Annotated in this window: 16 protein-coding genes, 1 tRNA gene and 1 riboswitch; of the genes, 12 read left to right on the forward strand and 5 right to left on the reverse strand. The window is 49.2% G+C overall.

The window, feature by feature from the left end; translation table 11 throughout:
* Positions 1 to 2 precede the first annotated feature (2 nt).
* Positions 3 to 584 (reverse strand): ECF transporter S component, encoded by a 582-nt coding sequence (locus HMPREF1091_RS02380; RefSeq protein WP_002563236.1) that lies wholly within the window; start codon positions 582 to 584, stop codon positions 3 to 5.
* 5 nt (positions 585 to 589) lie between these two features.
* Positions 590 to 720: riboswitch (FMN riboswitch) on the reverse strand.
* A gap of 81 nt (positions 721 to 801) precedes the next feature.
* Between HMPREF1091_RS02380 and murB the strand changes: the two genes are divergently transcribed.
* Positions 802 to 1731, forward strand: coding sequence for a UDP-N-acetylmuramate dehydrogenase (gene murB, locus HMPREF1091_RS02385; RefSeq protein WP_002563237.1), 930 nt, complete (start codon positions 802 to 804; stop codon positions 1729 to 1731).
* A gap of 89 nt (positions 1732 to 1820) precedes the next feature.
* Here the strand turns inward: murB and HMPREF1091_RS02390 are convergent, their stop codons facing one another.
* Both HMPREF1091_RS02390 and HMPREF1091_RS02395 read right to left on the reverse strand, forming a co-directional pair.
* Complete coding sequence (locus HMPREF1091_RS02390) at positions 1821 to 3185, reverse strand: PFL family protein (RefSeq protein WP_002563238.1); 1365 nt, start codon at positions 3183 to 3185, stop codon at positions 1821 to 1823.
* Between the two features lie 171 nt (positions 3186 to 3356).
* Positions 3357 to 4556: a serine hydrolase gene (locus tag HMPREF1091_RS02395; protein ID WP_002563239.1), complete on the reverse strand. Its 1200-nt coding sequence runs from the start codon at positions 4554 to 4556 to the stop codon at positions 3357 to 3359.
* A gap of 279 nt (positions 4557 to 4835) precedes the next feature.
* On the opposite strand from HMPREF1091_RS02395, the gene HMPREF1091_RS02400 reads away from it, so the two are divergent.
* The 8 genes from HMPREF1091_RS02400 (at position 4836) to HMPREF1091_RS02435 (ending at position 15449) form a co-directional block, all read left to right on the forward strand.
* Positions 4836 to 5636: a TetR/AcrR family transcriptional regulator gene (locus HMPREF1091_RS02400; protein WP_002563240.1), complete on the forward strand. Its 801-nt coding sequence runs from the start codon at positions 4836 to 4838 to the stop codon at positions 5634 to 5636.
* Between the two features lie 2 nt (positions 5637 to 5638).
* The gene (locus tag HMPREF1091_RS02405; RefSeq protein ID WP_002563241.1) at positions 5639 to 10387 is read left to right on the forward strand and encodes a 2-hydroxyacyl-CoA dehydratase; all 4749 of its coding nucleotides are present in this window, start codon (positions 5639 to 5641) and stop codon (positions 10385 to 10387) included.
* Between the two features lie 119 nt (positions 10388 to 10506).
* Positions 10507 to 11805 carry a peptidase T gene (gene pepT, locus HMPREF1091_RS02410; RefSeq protein ID WP_002563242.1) on the forward strand — a complete coding sequence of 433 codons (1299 nt, stop codon included), beginning with the start codon at positions 10507 to 10509 and terminating at the stop codon, positions 11803 to 11805.
* Positions 11806 to 11898: 93 nt separating this feature from the next.
* The gene (locus HMPREF1091_RS02415) at positions 11899 to 12738 is read left to right on the forward strand and encodes an HAD family hydrolase (protein ID WP_002563243.1); all 840 of its coding nucleotides are present in this window, start codon (positions 11899 to 11901) and stop codon (positions 12736 to 12738) included.
* 60 nt (positions 12739 to 12798) lie between these two features.
* Complete coding sequence (locus HMPREF1091_RS02420; protein WP_002563244.1) at positions 12799 to 13596, forward strand: HAD family hydrolase; 798 nt, start codon at positions 12799 to 12801, stop codon at positions 13594 to 13596.
* 199 nt (positions 13597 to 13795) lie between these two features.
* Positions 13796 to 14293, forward strand: coding sequence for a Panacea domain-containing protein (locus HMPREF1091_RS02425; protein WP_002563245.1), 498 nt, complete (start codon positions 13796 to 13798; stop codon positions 14291 to 14293).
* Between the two features lies 1 nt (position 14294).
* Entirely contained in the window at positions 14295 to 14738 is a 444-nt protein-coding gene (locus tag HMPREF1091_RS02430; protein WP_002563246.1) for a Fic family protein, read from the forward strand.
* A 634-nt stretch (positions 14739 to 15372) separates the two neighbouring features.
* Positions 15373 to 15449 (forward strand) — tRNA-Met (locus HMPREF1091_RS02435).
* A 191-nt stretch (positions 15450 to 15640) separates the two neighbouring features.
* On the opposite strand, the gene HMPREF1091_RS08455 is transcribed toward HMPREF1091_RS02435, so the two are convergent.
* Complete coding sequence (locus HMPREF1091_RS08455; protein ID WP_231289315.1) at positions 15641 to 15943, reverse strand: hypothetical protein; 303 nt, start codon at positions 15941 to 15943, stop codon at positions 15641 to 15643.
* Between HMPREF1091_RS08455 and HMPREF1091_RS02445 the strand changes: the two genes are divergently transcribed.
* From HMPREF1091_RS02445 to HMPREF1091_RS02455, 3 genes are all read left to right on the forward strand, one after another.
* Positions 15825 to 16697, forward strand: a complete 873-nt coding sequence (locus HMPREF1091_RS02445; protein WP_231289377.1) for a PTS sugar transporter subunit IIC — start codon at positions 15825 to 15827, stop codon at positions 16695 to 16697. The two genes, HMPREF1091_RS08455 and HMPREF1091_RS02445, sit on opposite strands and share 119 nt — an antisense overlap.
* 140 nt (positions 16698 to 16837) lie before the next feature.
* Positions 16838 to 17134 carry a PTS sugar transporter subunit IIB gene (locus HMPREF1091_RS02450; protein ID WP_002563248.1) on the forward strand — a complete coding sequence of 99 codons (297 nt, stop codon included), beginning with the start codon at positions 16838 to 16840 and terminating at the stop codon, positions 17132 to 17134.
* A 2-nt stretch (positions 17135 to 17136) separates the two neighbouring features.
* On the forward strand, positions 17137 to 17478 hold the full coding sequence (locus HMPREF1091_RS02455; RefSeq protein ID WP_002563249.1) for a PTS lactose/cellobiose transporter subunit IIA: 342 nt from the start codon (positions 17137 to 17139) through the stop codon (positions 17476 to 17478).
* A gap of 65 nt (positions 17479 to 17543) precedes the next feature.
* Here the strand turns inward: HMPREF1091_RS02455 and HMPREF1091_RS02460 are convergent, their stop codons facing one another.
* A complete protein-coding gene (locus HMPREF1091_RS02460) occupies positions 17544 to 18620 on the reverse strand; it encodes an endonuclease/exonuclease/phosphatase family protein (RefSeq protein WP_002563250.1) in 1077 nt (358 codons plus the stop codon).
* Between the last annotated feature and the right edge of the window lie 218 nt (positions 18621 to 18838).

Consider the following 18838-nt stretch of genomic DNA (forward strand, 5'->3'; position numbering starts at 1 on the left):
GCTTACTCTGACAAAGCCTTGGTAACCGGCTTATATATAAGGGCGGTAACCACGCAGTTGATCAGCACCTTTACCAGGTTAAAGGGCAGCAGCGCGGGGACGATAAGCGCTACAACATCATTAAAACTGGCGCCCATGTACAACGGGGTCAAGATAAGGTTGCCCACAATACAAACAGCAATGCTGCAAATGGCGCCAACCACCATAGCGATAAGGGCACCCATGCGTGTAGGTTTGCGCTGATACACAATGGTTGCAGGCACTGCGAGTGAAATAGTTGCCAATACCGCCATAATCACACCATAAAATCCAGATTGCGTTGCAAAGTGCACGAGGTAGGGCAAGATTGAGACCACTACGGCAGTTGCTGGACCAAATGCAAAGCCTGAGATAAGTGCTACGATGCCCGAAGGGTCATATTTTAAGAACTCAAGACCAGGCAAGAGGGGAAACTCTAAGAGCAGCGTACAGATAGCCGAAACCGCACAAAGCAGTGATGTAATGGCAATACGCTTGGTAGTCCACGTACCTTGAGCGGTGGTGGAATGAGAATCGTGACGCATATTTGAAGTGGGTTGTGCCATAAGGCGCTCCGTTTCTTCCATCCGGACTATACCGTTGGCTCTGGATTTGCACCAGATCAGCCGATCTTTTCGGCGCGCGGGCTTGGCAAAGCGCCTTACCGCCAGTGGGGAATTGCACCCCGCCCTGAAACTGTGAGTAAGAGTATAGCATGTAAGGCTTTTGCTGAATGGGTTATACTCGTGTGCAAGTTTTTTAATTAAGGAGTGAATCTTTAGCATGTCTGATTCGGGTAACGATAAGCCCTCACTTGCCGAGCGTTTAGTAAGTATTGCCGGCGAGGATAACGTCTATTTTAATGAGCCTTTAAGTGAGCACACAACTTTTGCCGTTGGTGGTCCTGCGGATATATACGTAGTTCCCGACACGCTGGATCGTGTGCGCGTGCTGATTGCTGCCTGTCGCGAGTTTGATACTGACTATTTTGTTTTGGGTCGCGGCAGTGATCTGCTTGTTTCCGATAAGGGATATCGCGGTGTCATTATTGGTATGGCAGATGCCTTAGATGATCTTACGGTAGAGGGTGAGCGTGTTATTGCCCAAGCTGGTGTTTCTCTTGCGGACGCGGCAGAAATGGCCTGTGCTTTGAGCCTTACTGGCATGGAGTTTGCCTGCGGCATTCCTGGTACGGTGGGCGGAGCCGCCTTTATGAACGCTGGTGCCTATGATGGCTGCATGGCAGATATTATTGAGTCTGCACGTGTGCTTACACCGCAAGGCGAGATCTTGACGCTTTCCAATGAGGAGCTTGAACTGGGATATCGTTCCAGCCGCATCAGCAAGGAAGGCCTGGTGGTTTTAGAAGTCACGTATCTGTTGCACGAGGGCAATGAGGCGGAGATTCGTGCCAAGATGGATGATTTAACTGCTCGTCGTGAGTCCAAGCAGCCTCTTGAGCTGCCCAGCGCTGGCTCTACCTTTAAGCGTCCCGAGGGATACTTTGCGGGCAAGCTCATTATGGATGCTGGCATGCAGGGATATCGCGTGGGTGGTGCCGAGGTCTCCACCAAGCATGCTGGCTTTGTGGTTAATGTGGACCATGCAAGCGCGGCTGACGTACGAGGCGTTATTGCGCATGTTCAGGAGGAAGTGCAGCGTCTGTTTGGCGTGCATCTAGAGCCTGAAGTGCGCTTCTTGGGCGAGGAATAGCTAGGCAGGGGGGCGTGGCAGACTGTGGTAGACCATAGTAAGCTGAGCTAGCTTACAGACTGTCGATAAACCACAGCCCGCTCGATCGTTTAGTTCTTAAGTGAGTTCAGCGGTGCTGGGAAGCGTCCACCACGGTGTGCTAACACTGTTCCTGCATTGGGGTTGACATGCATAACCGGTGCAGAACCAAACAGGCCGCCAAATTCCAGCACATCGCCCTCTTTGCAGCCAATAGCGGGAATGACGCGTACGGCAGTGGTCTTGTTGTTAATAACGCCAATGGCCATTTCATCTGCAATAATGCCAGCAATTGCCTCGACGGGTGTATCGCCAGGAATAGCAATCATATCCAAACCTACGGAGCAAACGCAGGTCATAGCTTCGAGCTTCTCTAAAGAGAGCGTGCCAGATTCGGCAGCTGCAATCATACCAGCATCCTCGGATACGGGGATAAAAGCACCAGACAAGCCGCCAACGGATGATGATGCCATAACACCACCTTTTTTAACGGCATCATTAAGCATAGCAAGCGCGCAGGTGGTACCAGGACCGCCCGTAGTACCTACGCCAATGATTTCCAAGATGCGTGCAACGGAGTCTCCAACTGCGGGGGTAGGAGCAAGGGACAGATCTACGATGCCCTTCTCGACACCCAAACGCTGCGCTGCCTCACGGCTCATGAGCTCGCCCGTGCGGGTGATTTTGAAAGCGGTCTGCTTGATGCGCTCTGCCACGTCCATCATATTTGCACTGGTAGGAAGGCTTTCCAGAGCACTTGCCATAACACCAGGTCCAGAAACACCTACGTTAATAACGGCGTCTGCTTCACCCGTGCCATGAACAGCGCCTGCCATAAAGGGTGAATCCTCAACCATGTTAGAGAAAACTACAAGCTTGGCGGCACCATAACATTGAATGTCGGTGGTTAGTTTTGCAGCCTCTACAATCTTTTGAGCCATGAGTAAAACAGCGTCCATGTTAATGCCGGCGCGCAAGCTCGCCACGTTTACCGACGAACAAACGCGTTCAGTGGTTGCCAGTGCTTGGGGAATGGAGTTGATAAGCCGGCGGTCACCATCACCAATGCCCTTATGAACAAGAGCAGAAAAGCCGCCCATAAAGTCAATGCCCAGTGTTTTTGCAGCGCGATCCATGGCATGAGCCAAAGGAGTGAGATCTTCATTGGGGCAGGCGGCAGCAATTTGTGCAATGGGTGTTACCGAGACACGCTTATTGACAATGGGAATGCCGTACTCTCGCTCCAAGGCCTGTGCCGTTGGTACCAGATTTTGCGCTGTGGTGGTAATGCGGTCATATACTTTGGTGCACATGCGTTCGAGATTCTCGTCTGCGCATCCACCCAGGTTAATACCCATGGTAATAGTACGAATATCCAAATGCTGGTCCAAAACCATGCTGCGAGTTTCTGCAATTTCTTCAAGTGAGATGTCCATGGATGTCCTTTCGATGGCAGCGTAGCGCCCGTATGGTACGCAAGAGAGGTACGTTATACGGTAGATAGCATAGTCAATAACGGACTATTTTTCCAAAGAGTTTACTGTGCCTGTGTGAACTGCCGCTTATAGAGCAAACTACACCGCTGAAGTGCTTGCTTCACGCAGTAATTACTCGGTGCCAGGTAAGGTGGTTGAGCTTGTGTAGGCTAGCTTTGTGCTGCCACCACACATACGACCATGTGCTGCATTAAGCGCATCCTCAAGAGGGAAGAGGGCGTCAAAATCTTCTGGTGCATCGGACATGACTACAAATATATAGGGTCCGCAGTCCGAGAAAACCACGCCGGCATCTACGGTTGCCTCAGAGTTGGTGCCGTCCTTTGGATACCAGCCAGCCTTAGCCCATACGGTATAGTAATCGCGCAAAAGTCCACCCATGGAAGTGTGGTTTGACTGGGCTAAGAAGCCGGTAAACTCTTGAGCACCCTTCTCGCCAGACGTCCCATAGCGATAAATTTCTTGCCATACATTGGATAGCTCTGTGGCACTAATTTCGGGGTAGTAGTGTACGTATGCTATTTTTCCTGCATTGGGTGCGCCGTTTTTGGTAAGCCAATCGCCATAGCTAGACAGGCCAAATGTTTGGATAAGCCTATGGAAGGATTCATTATCGGAGTTGACAATGCAGTTTTCTGCTGTGTTGGATAGTCCTCCAGCGCCGCCGTGTATCTCGTACACCATGGCCGTGTAGGCAGCTTTGATAGCGCTTGCAGGGTATAGAGGTGTGTCGCTGTTGTAGGCAAGAGATCGGTTGGTGTTGATGTCCAAAAGCGAGAAACTCAGCGTATAGCCATGCGCTTCAAACGTTTTTATGGCGCTCACAAGCTGGTTATACGTAGAGGTATCCGTAAATCCTTCAGGGACGTGTGCCGTTATGTTGTCTTGGTTGTAATCTACGATGGTGGCATTTTTACTCGTGTTAAGAGTATCGGCGCTATCAGAGTTGCCGGTAGAAGCTGTAGTAGTAGCTTCGTGTTCCGTGCTGTTATTTGGATCCTTGCCAGCTGTTTGACGCGCGTTGCAAGAAATAAGAACAATACACAAGCCTACGATACTCAGAAGCCCCACGACAAGAGCTATAGCTATGGGTAATAAACGGCTGCGTTCTGGGATGCGTTCTGGACTGCGTTTTGGTGAGCGAGAAGCAGCTGTGGTAGTCGGGGTTTTGCGGGTATGCTGCGCACGTGTAGTGCGTTTAGTATGTGGAGCGCTTGCAGTGCGTGATTGGTACTGCTGAACGCTGCGTGCCTGTGCCGCTTGTCCAAGCGTTGAAGACCGGCGAGCGTTGTAGGGGTTGTTACGAGGCAAAGTCAGTTCCTTTATTGACCGTTTGAACTGGTGTGCTGCACGACTTTCTTTTGAAATACAGGCTATGAAGCAAAGTGACTCATACAAAGCAAGCTATCAGTATAACAGCACTTGAGCTGGACTGTAGCAGTTTCGTGTTTTTTTGTCAGATACAACATAAAGGGTTCTGAGTGGTGCAATACTACACAAACTGTTACTTACTATACATAGTGTGTAATAAGTAATACTTTTATTTCATAAGGAAGGACACTTTGAGCGCTTACGTAAAGGGGAGTATGTATGCGTACAAGGACTGTCTGTAAATCTACACCAGCCGTGTTGGATGCAGCAGGCGCGTTGGATGCATCAACTGTGTCAGTCGCGTCAACCGCACCAACCGTACCAACTGCACCGGATGTGTCATCTCGGTCCACTCGTACAGTAAGCATTGATAGGCGTATTGTTCGGACACGTCGTGCCCTGCGGGATGCCTTGGCAACAGAAATTGAGAAAACCGGGGATTTATCGCAGGTAACGGTTACGGCCGTGTGCAACAGCGCCCAGATTACGCGCCGTACGTTTTACTCTCATTTTAAGGATATTCCTGATCTGGTACGCGTTACCGAAGAGGACACGTTGGAAAGCTTACGCCCTTATATTGTGCGCATTGCAGCAACAAATTTAGAAGAGTTGCAGGATGCTATCTCGCACTTGCAGCCCTGCCCAGGTGCTGTTGAGGCTTTAGAGTTTCTCAAAGAACGCGGTAAATATATGTCGGCGCTGCTGGGCAATGGCGGAGATCCGGGCTTTACCCACCGCATAGAGCTTCTCGTTCGTGATGTTGTGCAGGATCGTGCAGCTAAGGGCATCAATGAATACGTAGGGGAAGCACTTTTGGATTACTACCTCACCTATGCAATTTCTGCTGAAGTAGGCGTTTTGGTGAGGTGGCTTACGTGCGGCATGCAAGAGGATGTAGAGATTGTTTCTCGCATGATGACAGCACTTATGTTTGTGCGCCCTGGAGATCTGTACAACAGGCAAATGAATTTTAACGTAGGCGCGCTTGGTGCAGCTATTGCGTTTTATGAGGGGGAATAACTATGACAAACCATGAACTCTCTAATCGTGAGCAGGCACGAGCAGCGCGTCCACTGGACTTGGTGGCACAGGGCGCAGAGCTTCACCCTGCACATCCTACCGATTTTTCTCATGCTTGTTTGCGTTTGGGCATTGATGTTGGTTCTACCACAGTAAAGCTGGCTATTATTGACGAGAATGGCCAGCTGGTGTACGCAAACTATCAGCGTCACCACACCGATGTACGCGCAACGGCACGTGAGCTGTTTGAAAAAGCACAAACCTATATGCTTGGCGCACGTATGCGTGCATCAATTACTGGTTCCGGTGGTTTGCTGCTGGCAAAGTGGTTGGAACTTGAATTTGTTCAGGAAGTTATCGCCTCTAAGCGCGCGGTAGAAACTCTGATTCCTCAAACCGACTGCGCCATTGAGCTGGGCGGTGAGGACGCTAAGATTATCTATTTTGATAACGGCATTGAGCAGCGCATGAACGGTACTTGCGCGGGCGGTACGGGTGCATTTATTGACCAGATGGCAACCTTGCTCAAGACGGACGCATCTGGTCTCAATGAGCTGGCCAAAGATGCTACGCATATCTATCCCATTGCAAGCCGCTGCGGCGTTTTTGCAAAATCGGATGTGCAGCCACTGTTGAATGAAGGCGCGGCTCCCGCCGATATTGCTGCATCTATTTTTCAGTCGGTAGCCAATCAGACGGTGTCTGGTTTGGCTTGTGGACATCCCATTCGTGGCTATGTGGCCTTTTTGGGAGGTCCTCTCAATTACCTGTCTGAGCTGCGTAATCGTTTTTACGAGACGCTCAAGTTGGATGAGGAGCATCGCATTGTTCCCGACAATGCTCATTTGTTTGTGGCAACGGGTGCCGCACTGGCGGGTGAATCTGAGCAAACGATAAGTTTAGGCGAGCTCATAGACCTTCTCGACAATTTGGGGGACGTACAGGGCAGCGAGGTTGCGCGCCTAGAGCCCTTATTTACTACGGATGAGGAGTACCAGAAGTTTCGTGAGCGCCATGATAAGCAAGTGGTAGCTAAAGGCGATTTGTCTGCTTATGCAGGACGTGTCTTTTTGGGTATTGATGCTGGTTCTACCACGATGAAAGCCGCTGCGGTGGGAGAAGATGGCCAGCTTCTGTACACCTGGTACGGCAATAATGGTGGTGATATTTTAGGCACTGCCCAAAAGATTATGGATGACTTTTATAGCAAGCTGCCCGCGGGCTGCGCTATTGGTCATGTCACCACCACGGGCTACGGAGAAGCCCTGCTCATTGAGGCTTTACGTGCAGATTCAGGAGAGATTGAGACCGTAGCTCACCTCCGTGGTGCCAAAGCATTTATCCCCAAGGTGGACTTTATTCTGGACATTGGTGGCCAGGATATGAAGTGCTTGCAGGTCAAGGACGGTGTGATTGAGCATATTATGCTCAATGAGGCCTGTTCTGCGGGCTGTGGTTCATTCATAGAAAGCTTTGCGGTCTCGATGGGCATGGATGTGCGCGAGTTTGCAGCCCATGCCGTTAAGGCAACGGGCCCAGTGGATTTGGGTAGTCGTTGCACCGTATTTATGAATTCTCGTGTAAAGCAGGCACAAAAAGAGGGTGCAAGTGTTGGCGATATTGCCTCGGGCTTGTCGTATTCGGTCATCAAAAACGCGCTGTTTAAGGTCATTAAACTGCGCGACTTTTCCGAGATTGGTGACTACGTAGTGGTACAGGGCGGCACCTTTATGTCCGATGCTACCCTGCGTGCTTTTGAGCTGCTCACCGGCAGGGATGTTATCCGACCTGACATTGCCGGTTGTATGGGTGCCTACGGCGCCGCGCTTCTCGCCCGCGATCGTGCCGGAGAAGACGGAACCTCCACTTTGTTGGATCGTGAGTCCATTGCAACGCTTAAGGTCAAACACTCCAATGCCCATTGCGGTCTGTGCTCCAATAACTGCTTGCTTACCATTTCTAATTTTGGCAATGGGCATAGGTTTATTACGGGTAACCGCTGTGAGCGTGGAGCGGGCAATAAGAAAAAGAAATCCGACGCCCCCAACCTGTTTGCGTATAAAAACAAGCTGCTGTTTGATCGACCATCGCTGGATAAGGATAGTGCGCCGCGCGGCAGTGTAGGTATCCCTCGCGCGCTTAACATGTATGAGAATTACCCGTTTTGGCATACGTTCTTTACGGAGCTGGGCTTTAGCGTGGTGTTGTCCGACCCCTCTTCTAAAAAGCTATATGAGTCCGGTATAGAATCCATGCCTTCGGAAAGCGTATGCTATCCCGCCAAGCTTTCGCACGGTCATGTGATGAACTTGCTCAAAAAGAAGCCGGACTTTATTTGGATGCCCTGTATTCGCTGGGAGCGTATTGAGGATACGAGTGCGGGCAACCACTATAACTGCCCCATTGTTATGAGCTATCCTCAAGCGCTAAGCCTTAATATGGATGAGCTTTCCGCTCCTGACGTGCAGTTTATGGCTCCGTTTATTCCGTATGACAACAAAAAGGAGCTCAAACGTCGCCTGTATGAGCTGGTGTCTGTCCAGCGCGAGCAAGATGCAAAGCAGGGCAAGGGTGTCTTTCGTGGCAAGCATATTACGCGTGCAGAGATTGATAAAGCGGTTAATGCTGCTTGGCAGGCAGATCTTGACTTTAAGGAAACCATGCACCAAAAGGGTGATAAGGCACTGGCGTGGCTCGAAGCCCATGATGGCCATGGTATTGTTTTGGCTGGTCGTCCCTATCATAACGATGGCGAGATTAACCACGCTATCCCAGAGCTTATCGCTTCCTTTGGGTTTGCCGTTTTAACCGAAGACTCCATTGCGCACAAGATGCAGCCTGAGCGTCCCATTCGTGTGGTTGACCAGTGGATGTATCACAGCCGCTTGTACAGGGCAGCACGTTTTGTGGCCAGCAGAAATGACCTGGATTTGATCCAGCTTAACAGCTTTGGCTGCGGTTTGGACGCTCTGACTACCGATCAGGTGCAGGAGATCTTGGAAGCGTCGGGCAAGATCTATACCGTGCTTAAAATTGACGAGGTATCCAACTTGGGTGCCGCACGTATTCGTATCCGCTCTTTGATGGCGGCCTTGAGCGAACAGCGTGCAGAGCTTGAGCGTAGCGTGGGTGAGGGCCAGCCCGTACCAACGCAGCGCCCGGCAGCAAGCGCAGCGTGGCAGAAGCAAGAATTTACGAAGCAAATGTTTGATGAGGGTTATACCATTTTGGTTCCCCAAATGGCGCCCATCCACTTTGATATTCTCGCCGAGCTGCTGCGCCAGTATAAGTACAACGTTGTTCTGCTGCCTTCTGTAGATCATGGCGCTATTGAGGCTGGCCTGCGCTATGTAAACAATGACATTTGCTATCCCTCCATTTTGGTAATAGGTCAGATTATGGAGGCCATTGAGTCTGGTACGTATGACCTTAATAAGACAGCTGTTCTTATTTCTCAAACGGGTGGTGGCTGCCGCGCAACCAACTACATTGCCCTTATCCGTAAGGCTCTGCATGACGCCGGACATGATCAGGTGCCGGTTATCTCGCTTTCTGTAGCAAAGAGTCTGGACGAGAATAACGCTGGCTTTAGCATCATGAAGCCTGGTTTGATTTTGCGTGCTGGCTTTACGCTGCTCTTTGGTGACCTTATCATGCAGCTTTTGTACCGCACGCGTCCCTATGAGACGGTTGCAGGATCGGCGGATGCGCTGTACGAGAAGTTCATGGAGCGCGCGCGTAAAGAAATACCTACGATTAGCCGGCGTGCCTTTTATGCGCTGTGTCAGGACGTGGTTGACGCGTTTGAGGCCCTGCCTCTTACCAATGACCGCTCCAAGCCTCGTGTGGGTGTGGTGGGTGAGATTCTTGTTAAGTTCCACCCCACAGCCAATAACGAGCTGGTTAAGGTTATTGAGGCCGAAGGCTGTGAAGCCAATGTGCCCAACCTCATGGACTTTTTCTTGTTGGGTCTGTCCAATCAGATCAACATGAAGGATGAGCTGGGAACCAAACTTTCAAGCAGAATGGCCAATGCGGCTGGCATCAACGTGGTGCAGGGGCTTCGCCAGCCCATCAACGACATGCTGGAAAAGAGCACGCGCTTTGAGTCCTACGGGTCCATCTATGAGTTGGCGGAGAAGGCCAGCCAGATTTTATCGTTGTGCAACACCATGGGTGAGGGATGGTTGCTCACAGCCGAGATGGTAGATCTTATCGACAGCGGTACGCCCAATATTGTGTGTGCCCAGCCGTTTGCTTGCTTGCCCAATCACGTGGTTGGTAAGGCGGTTATCAAGCGCTTGCGCCAGATGCATCCCGAGTCTAATATTGTGGCCGTGGATTACGATCCAGGTGCATCCGAGGTAAACCAGCTTAACCGCATTAAGCTCATGATCTCTGTTGCAAAAGAGAATTATCGTAACAATCCTCAGGGCGGGTTTAAGCTGGAAAATCCTGTCGATCCAACGCGTCACGTGGTGGCTCCCTATGTGGACGAGAAACGCGGCGGGTTTGAGCTACCGGATACGCTGACCGTTGGAGATGGCGATGCGTGTGGCACGGGCTGTGGCACGCATGGCGGTTCGTACTGTGACGTAAGCGCTGTGAGTGATGACGCTGCAGGAGATGCAGACTTTGCTGCGACGGAAGGCATGGGGATGATGCTCAGTCCCGAGCAGTTGGCGCGGCTTAAAGCCGCTAAGAAGGCTGCGGCTCAACGTGCTCGCCAGCGGTCGCACAGTAAGGATTGATTTGCTGCCGTTGCCGTAAGGGATGCAAAATCTAAGGGATATCTTGTCCGCATTCCTCTAAACTGGGATGCGGATATTGGTATTGGCTTGCAAATGCGTTTGCAAACAAAGGAGTAGGTATGACGGATAGTACGACCCCCCAAAATTACACAGGTACGCCCATTCCAGAAGGAGTTTCTGATGTAGTTGCTCGTTTTATGCGTTATGTACAGGTTTATACGACGTCTGATCCCAACAATGACACGCAGGTGCCTTCCACAGCAACGCAGTTTGATATGGCTCGCATGCTGGAAGCAGATTTGCTGGAGCTGGGCTGTGAGGATGTAGCGGTAGATGAACATGCCTATGTTACGGCTACGGTTCCTGCTTCTGCTGACGCTCAAGGTCTGCCGGCACTTGGCTTGTGTGCGCACATGGACAGCGCGCCCGATGCACCTGGTAAGGGCGTTGCTCCTCATATTGTTCATTACGAGGGCGGACCTTTGGTAAGCGGCATTGTTAACGGTGAGCCCGTGCAGTCTACGCCAGAGCAGGTGCCTGACCTCGATAAATTCGTAGGTATGGACATCGTGTGCTCTGACGGTACGACGCTGCTTTCCGCTGATGATAAGGCCGGCGTTGCAGAGATTATGTCTCTTATCGCACGCCTGAAGGAGCATCCGGAGATTGCGCACCCTACGCTCAAGATTGCGTTTGTACCAGATGAGGAAATTGGTCACGGTGCGGAGTTGCTGGATCTGGACAGCTTTGGTGCAGCATGGTGCTATACCGTAGATGGCGAAACCTTGGGTGAGGTCAACTACGAGACCTTCTCGGCCTGCGAGGCCAACATTACCTTTACCGGTGTGATGGTACATCCGGGTTCTGCCAAGGACATTATGGTTAATGCCATTACGGTAGCGCGTGAGTTTGATGCCTTGTTGCCAGCTCATGAGCGCCCCGAGCACACTGAGGGATACGAGGGATTCTTTATGCCCACCGAGATTTCCGGTGACGCTAATGTGGTTAAGCTGCAGTATATTGTGCGCGACTTTGACTCTGCTAAGTTTGAGGCTCGCCAGCAGTTGCTGTTTGAGATTGCCGATTTTCTCAACAAGCGCCACGGTGAGGGTACGGTAGAGATTTCTATCAAGCCTGAGTACCGCAACATGGCTGAGTGCTTTGAGGGTCTGGAATTTTTGGTAGACAATGCACTAGAGGCTAATCGTGAGGCGGGCATTACAGATGCTCATTGTGTGGCGGTTCGTGGTGGCACCGATGGCAGCCAGCTTACGTTCCGCGGCCTGCCTTGTCCCAACATTGCAACGGGCGGATACAACGCCCACTCCGTGCGTGAGTTTGTGCCTGTACCCAGCTTGGAGATTACTGTTGACGTGCTGGAACATTTGGTTACAAAGTTTGCGGTGGCTCAACAATAAGTTGCCTGTGTGGCGCCGCTGGCAAAGCGGCGCCATTCTTTTTTAGATTGCTTAGATTGCTAGATTGCTTGGATCGCGTGGAATGAGTTCTTCATGATAAAGCTTGTATTAACTGATATGGACAATACCCTGCTGCCCTTTGGCGATGCGCAGATATCTCAGGATACGGTTTGCGCAATCCACAGGCTTCTTGATGAAGGAATTCATTTTGCGCCAGCAACGGGGCGTGGTTATCAGGATTTATCGGCATTTTTTAAGCCCGATCCTAGCATCTTAACCACGGCGATTGCCTGCAACGCTTTGGAAGTTTGGCTGGATAATAAGCCGGTATTCCAAAAGTTTTTCTCGGCAGAGGATTTGCAGATCATTGCCCGCTGTCTGTCTGATATTGATGACGCGGGGCTTGTGATAACAGCTGACGATCCGCGACCGTGGATTGTTGGTTTGCATGTCAAAGACACGAGCAAACTCGATAGCCCGGGAGCGTTTCCCAGTGGCTACATTTTGACCGATACCATCCCTGAGGTACAGACTTTAAATGTAGGTGTGGTGTTTGATTCTGAGCGCATAGACCCGCAGGATATGCAAAAAAGGTTGGCGCAAGTGGCACCTACGCTTGATTTTCTCTACACCTATACGGACTGGCTTGACGTTGCTCCTAAGGGATGGTCTAAAGCTGACGGCGTGCCTATTTTGATGGATGCGCTGCATATCACCAAGGATGAAATTGTGGTTTTTGGTGACGGTATCAATGATCTTTCCATCATGCGTGCGCTGCCAAATTCCGTTGCTGTTGCCAATGCGGTGCCAGAGGTTGCAGCGGCTGCCAGGTATCATATAGCAAGCAGCTCAGAGTATGCAGTTGCACGGGCTTGTCACCAGATTGCAGATGCTGCAAAAACGGGAATGCTTCCCGAATTTATGCGCTCGTAGTTGGCTGCAGATGGTTATAGTTGGTTTATAGATAGCCATAGTTGGTTGAAAGGTGTGCACATGATTAAACTTATTGCCTCTGACATGGATGGCACCCTGCTTAATGAGCATAGCGAGGTTCCGCCGGAGACGTTTGACCTGATTATGGCTCTGCGCGAGAAGGGCGTGCATTTTGCGGCGTCTTCTGGCCGTCGGTACGACACGCTGTGCAAGTTTTTTGCACCCGTGCGTGAGTACATGGACTTTGTCGCCTCCAATGGAGCGCAAGTTTTTGTGAACGGCGAGGTCGTGGATCGTGAGGTTATGAGTCATGCATCGCTCTTGCGCCTGATTGAGGTTGTGCGTCGTTTTGATTGCTTGCATGTGGCTTTGTCCGACAGGGCCCACACCTTTTTGTATGACGACTACGAGGTGTATGAGCGAGAGATAGACAAGGACCTTCCCGATGCCCACCGCATTTATGATGAACTGAGTCCTAACGTCAACATTCTCAAGGCATCCATCTACTGTGATACCGCCGAGTACTTGATGGACATGCAGTATGCGCTTTCTCGCGAGCTGGGAGACAAGTTTGCTTTTACGCCTTCTGGCAAAAAGTGGATTGATGCCAATCAGCTTGGCGTGACTAAGGCAACCGGAATTGCGCAGGTCATGCGTGCTCACGGTATTGCACGTGAGGACGTCATGGCATTTGGCGACGCCATGAACGACTACGAGATCCTGAGCTTTGTTGGCCATTCTCGCGCGATGGGCAATGCGCGTTATGCCATCAAACAGATTGCCGATAAGGTTATCGAGACAAACGTGGAGCATGGTGTTCAACACGAGATGCGTGCGCTGCTGGAGAGTCTGTCGTAGGGTTTGATCGCGCGCTTGCAAAACAACGACAAACAGCATCTCTGAAGAGGCAAAACAAAACGCTGTAAAGAGGTCGTTGGATGTTTTTCGACGACCTCTTTTTTGATATACATTTTGCATTTTAATACCAAAAATATGTTGGTGCTAAAGGGTACACTAGTATGATTAATTAAAAGATAAATGATTGAGAGGTGACTTTATGAAAGCATTAGACATTGCAAACGCCTTTATCGTTTCGCATGCAGACGATGGCTTTATTACAAATATGAAACTGAATAAGCTTGTGTATTTTGCCTACGCTACTGCCCTGCGCGATGGCGTCACCCTTTTTGATGATGAAATAGAAGCATGGCAGTATGGCGCTGTTATTCCTGAGGTGTATAGTGCTTTCTCTCGTTATCGTTCTCAGAAAATAGATACACCAACATATATGCCACCAAAAGATGCGTTTAAGTACATACAACGCATTTGGAGCGCATACGGGTCTTTAACGGCTATTGATATTATGAAGTTTTCTCATCGTGATGGTGGTGCTTGGATTAAAGTCTATGGCCATAGTAAAGCTATAACTGATAGCGATATCCTTGCCTCTTCCGATGGTGTTGACATGCCTGATATTGCTCACTCGCTAAGTGCAGCAATGAGTCGCTCGGTCAAGCGTTACGCTAACGTGCTTGAGCGTCTTGCTACGAGCTAATATGGATATCTTTACCAAACGACTTGTTTTTGATCAAGAAGAGCTTGATGCAGTCGTTGAATCAGTATTGCAACTACATGATGAAGTATTGGCAAGCACAGACTTTTTAACCTATAACGCACATCGAGAAAATGAAGAAGACGCTGTTAGCTCAGCAGCTTATAGCGTCTTTTGTGTGCCCTGCTTTGATAAACGATATGCAACAGCGATTAATCAAATAGCATCTTTTTGCGTCCGCTTAGCAAAAGATCATGCCTTTGCTGATGGCAACAAGCGCACTGCATCCATGGTGCCGCCTGCTATGATTGCATATTATTCAAATGGTAAGTGTACCTTATGTATTAATGATGACGAACTGTATGAATGTATAGAAGGTGCTGCAACAGGGCAGATAGACGAACTGGCATTTGCAGAAATTCTCTTAAGCAAAATCAAAATGCAATAGCATACAAGCTATCTCTTGGTAGGATTGAGGTCTATAAATAAAGAGTACAGATAACTGGTGCCACTCGTGTATGGGTAAACGATTAGCAAAAGTAGCTCTATGGACTCTATAAAGAGGTCGTTGGATGTTTTTCGACGGCCTCTTTATGCTTGAGAGTCTTGCTATAAGTTCATCGAAGAAAATGTAAAGAGACAAGCACTGAATAAATCTGCTCAAAAATGAGTATAACAGTACTAACGAAGCCCGTTGTTTGTAAACAGGGTACGGGCGGCGCAGATCGTAAAAAAGACTAGTTGCCGCTAGTCTTTTTTTATTGATGGTTTTACGTCTTCCGCGTAGCGTCTGACATTCCTTGATACGGACTTCGTTAACCCTAACAGCATAGAGCTTTGGATAAACTCAGAATTAAACAAATAACTAGCTTAGAACTAACAAAATAAAGCGAAGACGCAATGGCGCTGTTATTTAAGTAGCTAATTTCTAAATGATTTATCAAGTAAGCGCTTCTCATTGACGCGGGACAAAGAGAGGTTCCCTTATAGGTATTCATAATTTCGTCATGTTTTGCCAGCTATTATTGACAAAAGAAGGGTGAGCGCATAATATTATCAATTGCGCTTTGGCGCTCTTATAGTGCGGGGTGGAGCAGTCTGGTAGCTCGTCGGGCTCATAACCCGAAGGTCGTTGGTTCAAATCCGGCCCCCGCGACCAAAATCAAAGCCCTGACCTGCGAAAACAGGTCAGGGTTTTATTTTGATCGATATCTGGTTGCCAACCTGGCCGACATTTTATCGTCAAAAATTTTTCGTGGGTAGTCAAAAACGCCGTGAAAACCGCTCTCTGGTTGTGGTGCGACGCAAGCATTAGTTGTTAATATGCGCCCTAGCGCAAATATGATTGCGTCACAAAGAAGTCTTTTGTGCTCCAACGCAAGAAACCAAGGGCGAATTTACACCCTGGAGCTCGTGAAGAGTGGTGATAGAACTGCCTGAAAAGAAATTAAAAAAAGCTAAATGAGACAGACAAGTAACCGGTGCTCTTTCTACCAGCAACACCGGCACCAATGGTTTATTTGGCGCTATCATCATTGGTCTGCTTGCGGTAGTTATCTTTATCAAAATATCTGGTGTCGAGAAGCTCAAGGTCAATCTTGGTGAGGGTGTACCTCCTGCGGTATCAAACTCATTTAACGTATTGATTCCCATGCTTATCACCCTGTCCATTTTTGGTTTGCTCTCCGCTCTTCTTGCTGTGTGCGCCGAAACTGACCTGCTTACCATCATTGCTACTTGGATTTCCACTCCGCTTAAGAGCATCATGAACGCCGGACCTTGGGCGGTTATTGTTATCTATACGTTTGCAAACTTGCTGTTCTGCGTGGGTATTCATCAGTCCACTATCTCGGGCGTTACGGTAGAGCCCATTCTTACCATTCTTATTGTGGACAATATGGCTACCTTTGCTTCTGGTGGAACCATTGCTCCTGACCACTATATGAACATGCAAATCATCAACAGCTTTGCTCTTATTGGTGGTTCAGGCTGCACCTTTATGCTTCTGCTGGATACGTTCTTCTTCTCTAAGTCAAAGACCAGTAAGACTGTGGCAGCAATGTCTATTTTGCCTGGCATCTTTAATATTAACGAGCCAGTTATTTACGGGTACCCCATTGTTTACAACATTGCGCTCATGATCCCGTTTGTTATCATTCCAGATCTGTTTATTGGCATTACGTATGGTCTTACCTGTGCAGGCATCATCAGCCCTTGCATTGCTCAGGTGCCCTGGACTACGCCTCCCGTGCTTTCTGCTCTGCTGGCTACTGGGTTCGACTGGCGTGCTGCCGTTTGGCAAGTGCTCGAGATTATTATTGGCATGGCAATCTACCTGCCCTTTATGAAGATTTCTGAGCGCGCAACTGTTCAGCAAGAGCAGCTTGCCGAAGCCAATGAGGCATAAAAGAACTCATCTTTGTGGCGCTGGATGTTGCCTCTAAAGACGTCCAGCGTCTTTCTTTGTATTCCTTTTTGTTCTACCTTTTGTATGAACGGTATATAAACAGCGATAAAAGCATCCGCAGGCGAGAAAGGAAGCCACCTATGAAAAAGATTTTGTTGTGCTGCAATGCTGGGATGTCCACCAGCCTGCTAGTGCAAAAGATGCAAAAGGATGCAACGGATCGAAACCTTGATGTATTGATTGAGGCTCGTCCACTTAATGAGGCAATGGATCATCTAGAGGCTGATGTCATCCTGCTTGGCCCACAGATTGGTTATACCAAGGGCGATTTTGAGAAGGCCACAGATATTCCCGTAGAGGTTATTTCCATGCTTGATTATGGCCGCATGAATGCAAGCGGTATTAATGATTTTGCTTTAAAACTGATGGGGGAGTAGCCATGACAGCAGAAGATCTCGAGGCTTTGCAACTTACCTGTTTTGAGATCATTGGGTATGTGGGTGCTGCTAAGTCTAGCTATGTAGGCTCGATTGCCAAGGCAAAAGAGGGTGATTTTGAAGGCGCTGAATCATTGATCCGCGAAGGTGATGACAATTACAACAGGGGTCATTCTGTTCATATGAAGCTGTTACAGGCAGACGCTGCGGGCGATCGTGATCCCGTTGCTCCACTTATTTTGCTTCATGCAGAAGATCAAATGGCAAGTGCTGAAACCGTCAAGATCTTAGCTACCAATTTGATTGCTGTTTACCAGGAGCTTAAAGAGCTGCAGAAGTCATAAAACAAGCTGTAGCAAACTAAGGTTGAGCAAATAAAATCTCAGGTTCGTGGCTATCATACCGGCGCCTACTTCAAACTAACTGTCAGTTTTACAGGGTTATGATCCGTGTATTCAAAACCGGTATCAATGGTCTTTACCGTATCAATTTGCACATTATCAGACACAATAAAGCCGTCGATCATATAAAACTGGAAGTTCTTATCGTTAGCGTCGTAAGGGCGGTCAAGTGAACGACAGCTTGGGGTGGTGGTATCCATAACAGCAGTAAAACCATCACTAAACTGACTGGTATCCAGCATGCCTGCTTGCCAGAGCTTACTGCCTCGGGCGGGATACGCACTGGTATCTATATTGCTAAAGGATTGATTGAGGTCACCACCAGCAATGACATAATTGCCTTTTGCACGCTCCTGCTTCATAAGGTTTGCAAGCTGAGCAGTTTGGGCGGCTTTGCCTTCGCCTTCATCGTAGGCCTCTAAATGGAGGTTAATCAAAACGAGTTCGGCAGTACTGCCCTGTATGGGAAAGCGTTCAACAAGCAAACAACGCTTGAGATTGCTCATGCTCACTGGCCATTTGAAGGGAATGGGAAGCTGAATGCGTTCAGCCTCGCGGGGTTGGGCGCTTGCTAGTGTTTGAATGCCACTCTCTACATGACCAATGGGAGGTAGGGGGTAGGGCACAAAGCCTACCTGGAAGTTGCGAGCAAATGCATACGTCCAACCATCGGGGAATGCGGTTTGGAGATCCTTCTCCTCGTTGATGCCGTAGGAGCGGTTGGAATTGGCGTCCACTTCCTGTAAAAACACAAAGTCTGGGTTTAGTGACTGTAGGGTGCTTTTGATGTGGGTAATGTTGGATTGAACGCCATCCTTTGAGACACTGGTGACGTTTTTCCCGCCGTCCATAAAGAAGTCCGCCTCTTTGGAAAGTCCACCATAGCCAATATTCCAGCTCACAATGCTGAATGCCTTGTCTTTAGAAATGGTGCTGCCAGCATCACCGGCATTGCCCTCCACGGTAACAGCCTCTGTGTCTGCAGGCTTGAACTCGGTGATAGAAAGCCAGCCGATAAAAGCAAGAGCGGCTAGAACAATGGCGCAAACAAGTATGCCAAGCGTCTTTAGAACTTTGCGTATCATGCGTAAGCTCTCCTTACGGTCAAACAACCTTACGGTCAAACAACCTTACGGTCAAACAAGTTAATCGCGGACATCAAAACAAACTCCCGGCAAAATGACGCGCTTCCGACAAGATGACTCGCGGTGTTTGAATTGAACCACTTCTTTAATTGTCCCATTATAAGGGTATATGCATGTCAGAAAGAAACATAGGTGTGCAGGCGAGAAACGCTATAGGT

The organism is Atopobium minutum 10063974 (assembly GCF_000364325.1).
Lineage (GTDB): Bacteria > Actinomycetota > Coriobacteriia > Coriobacteriales > Atopobiaceae > Atopobium > Atopobium minutum.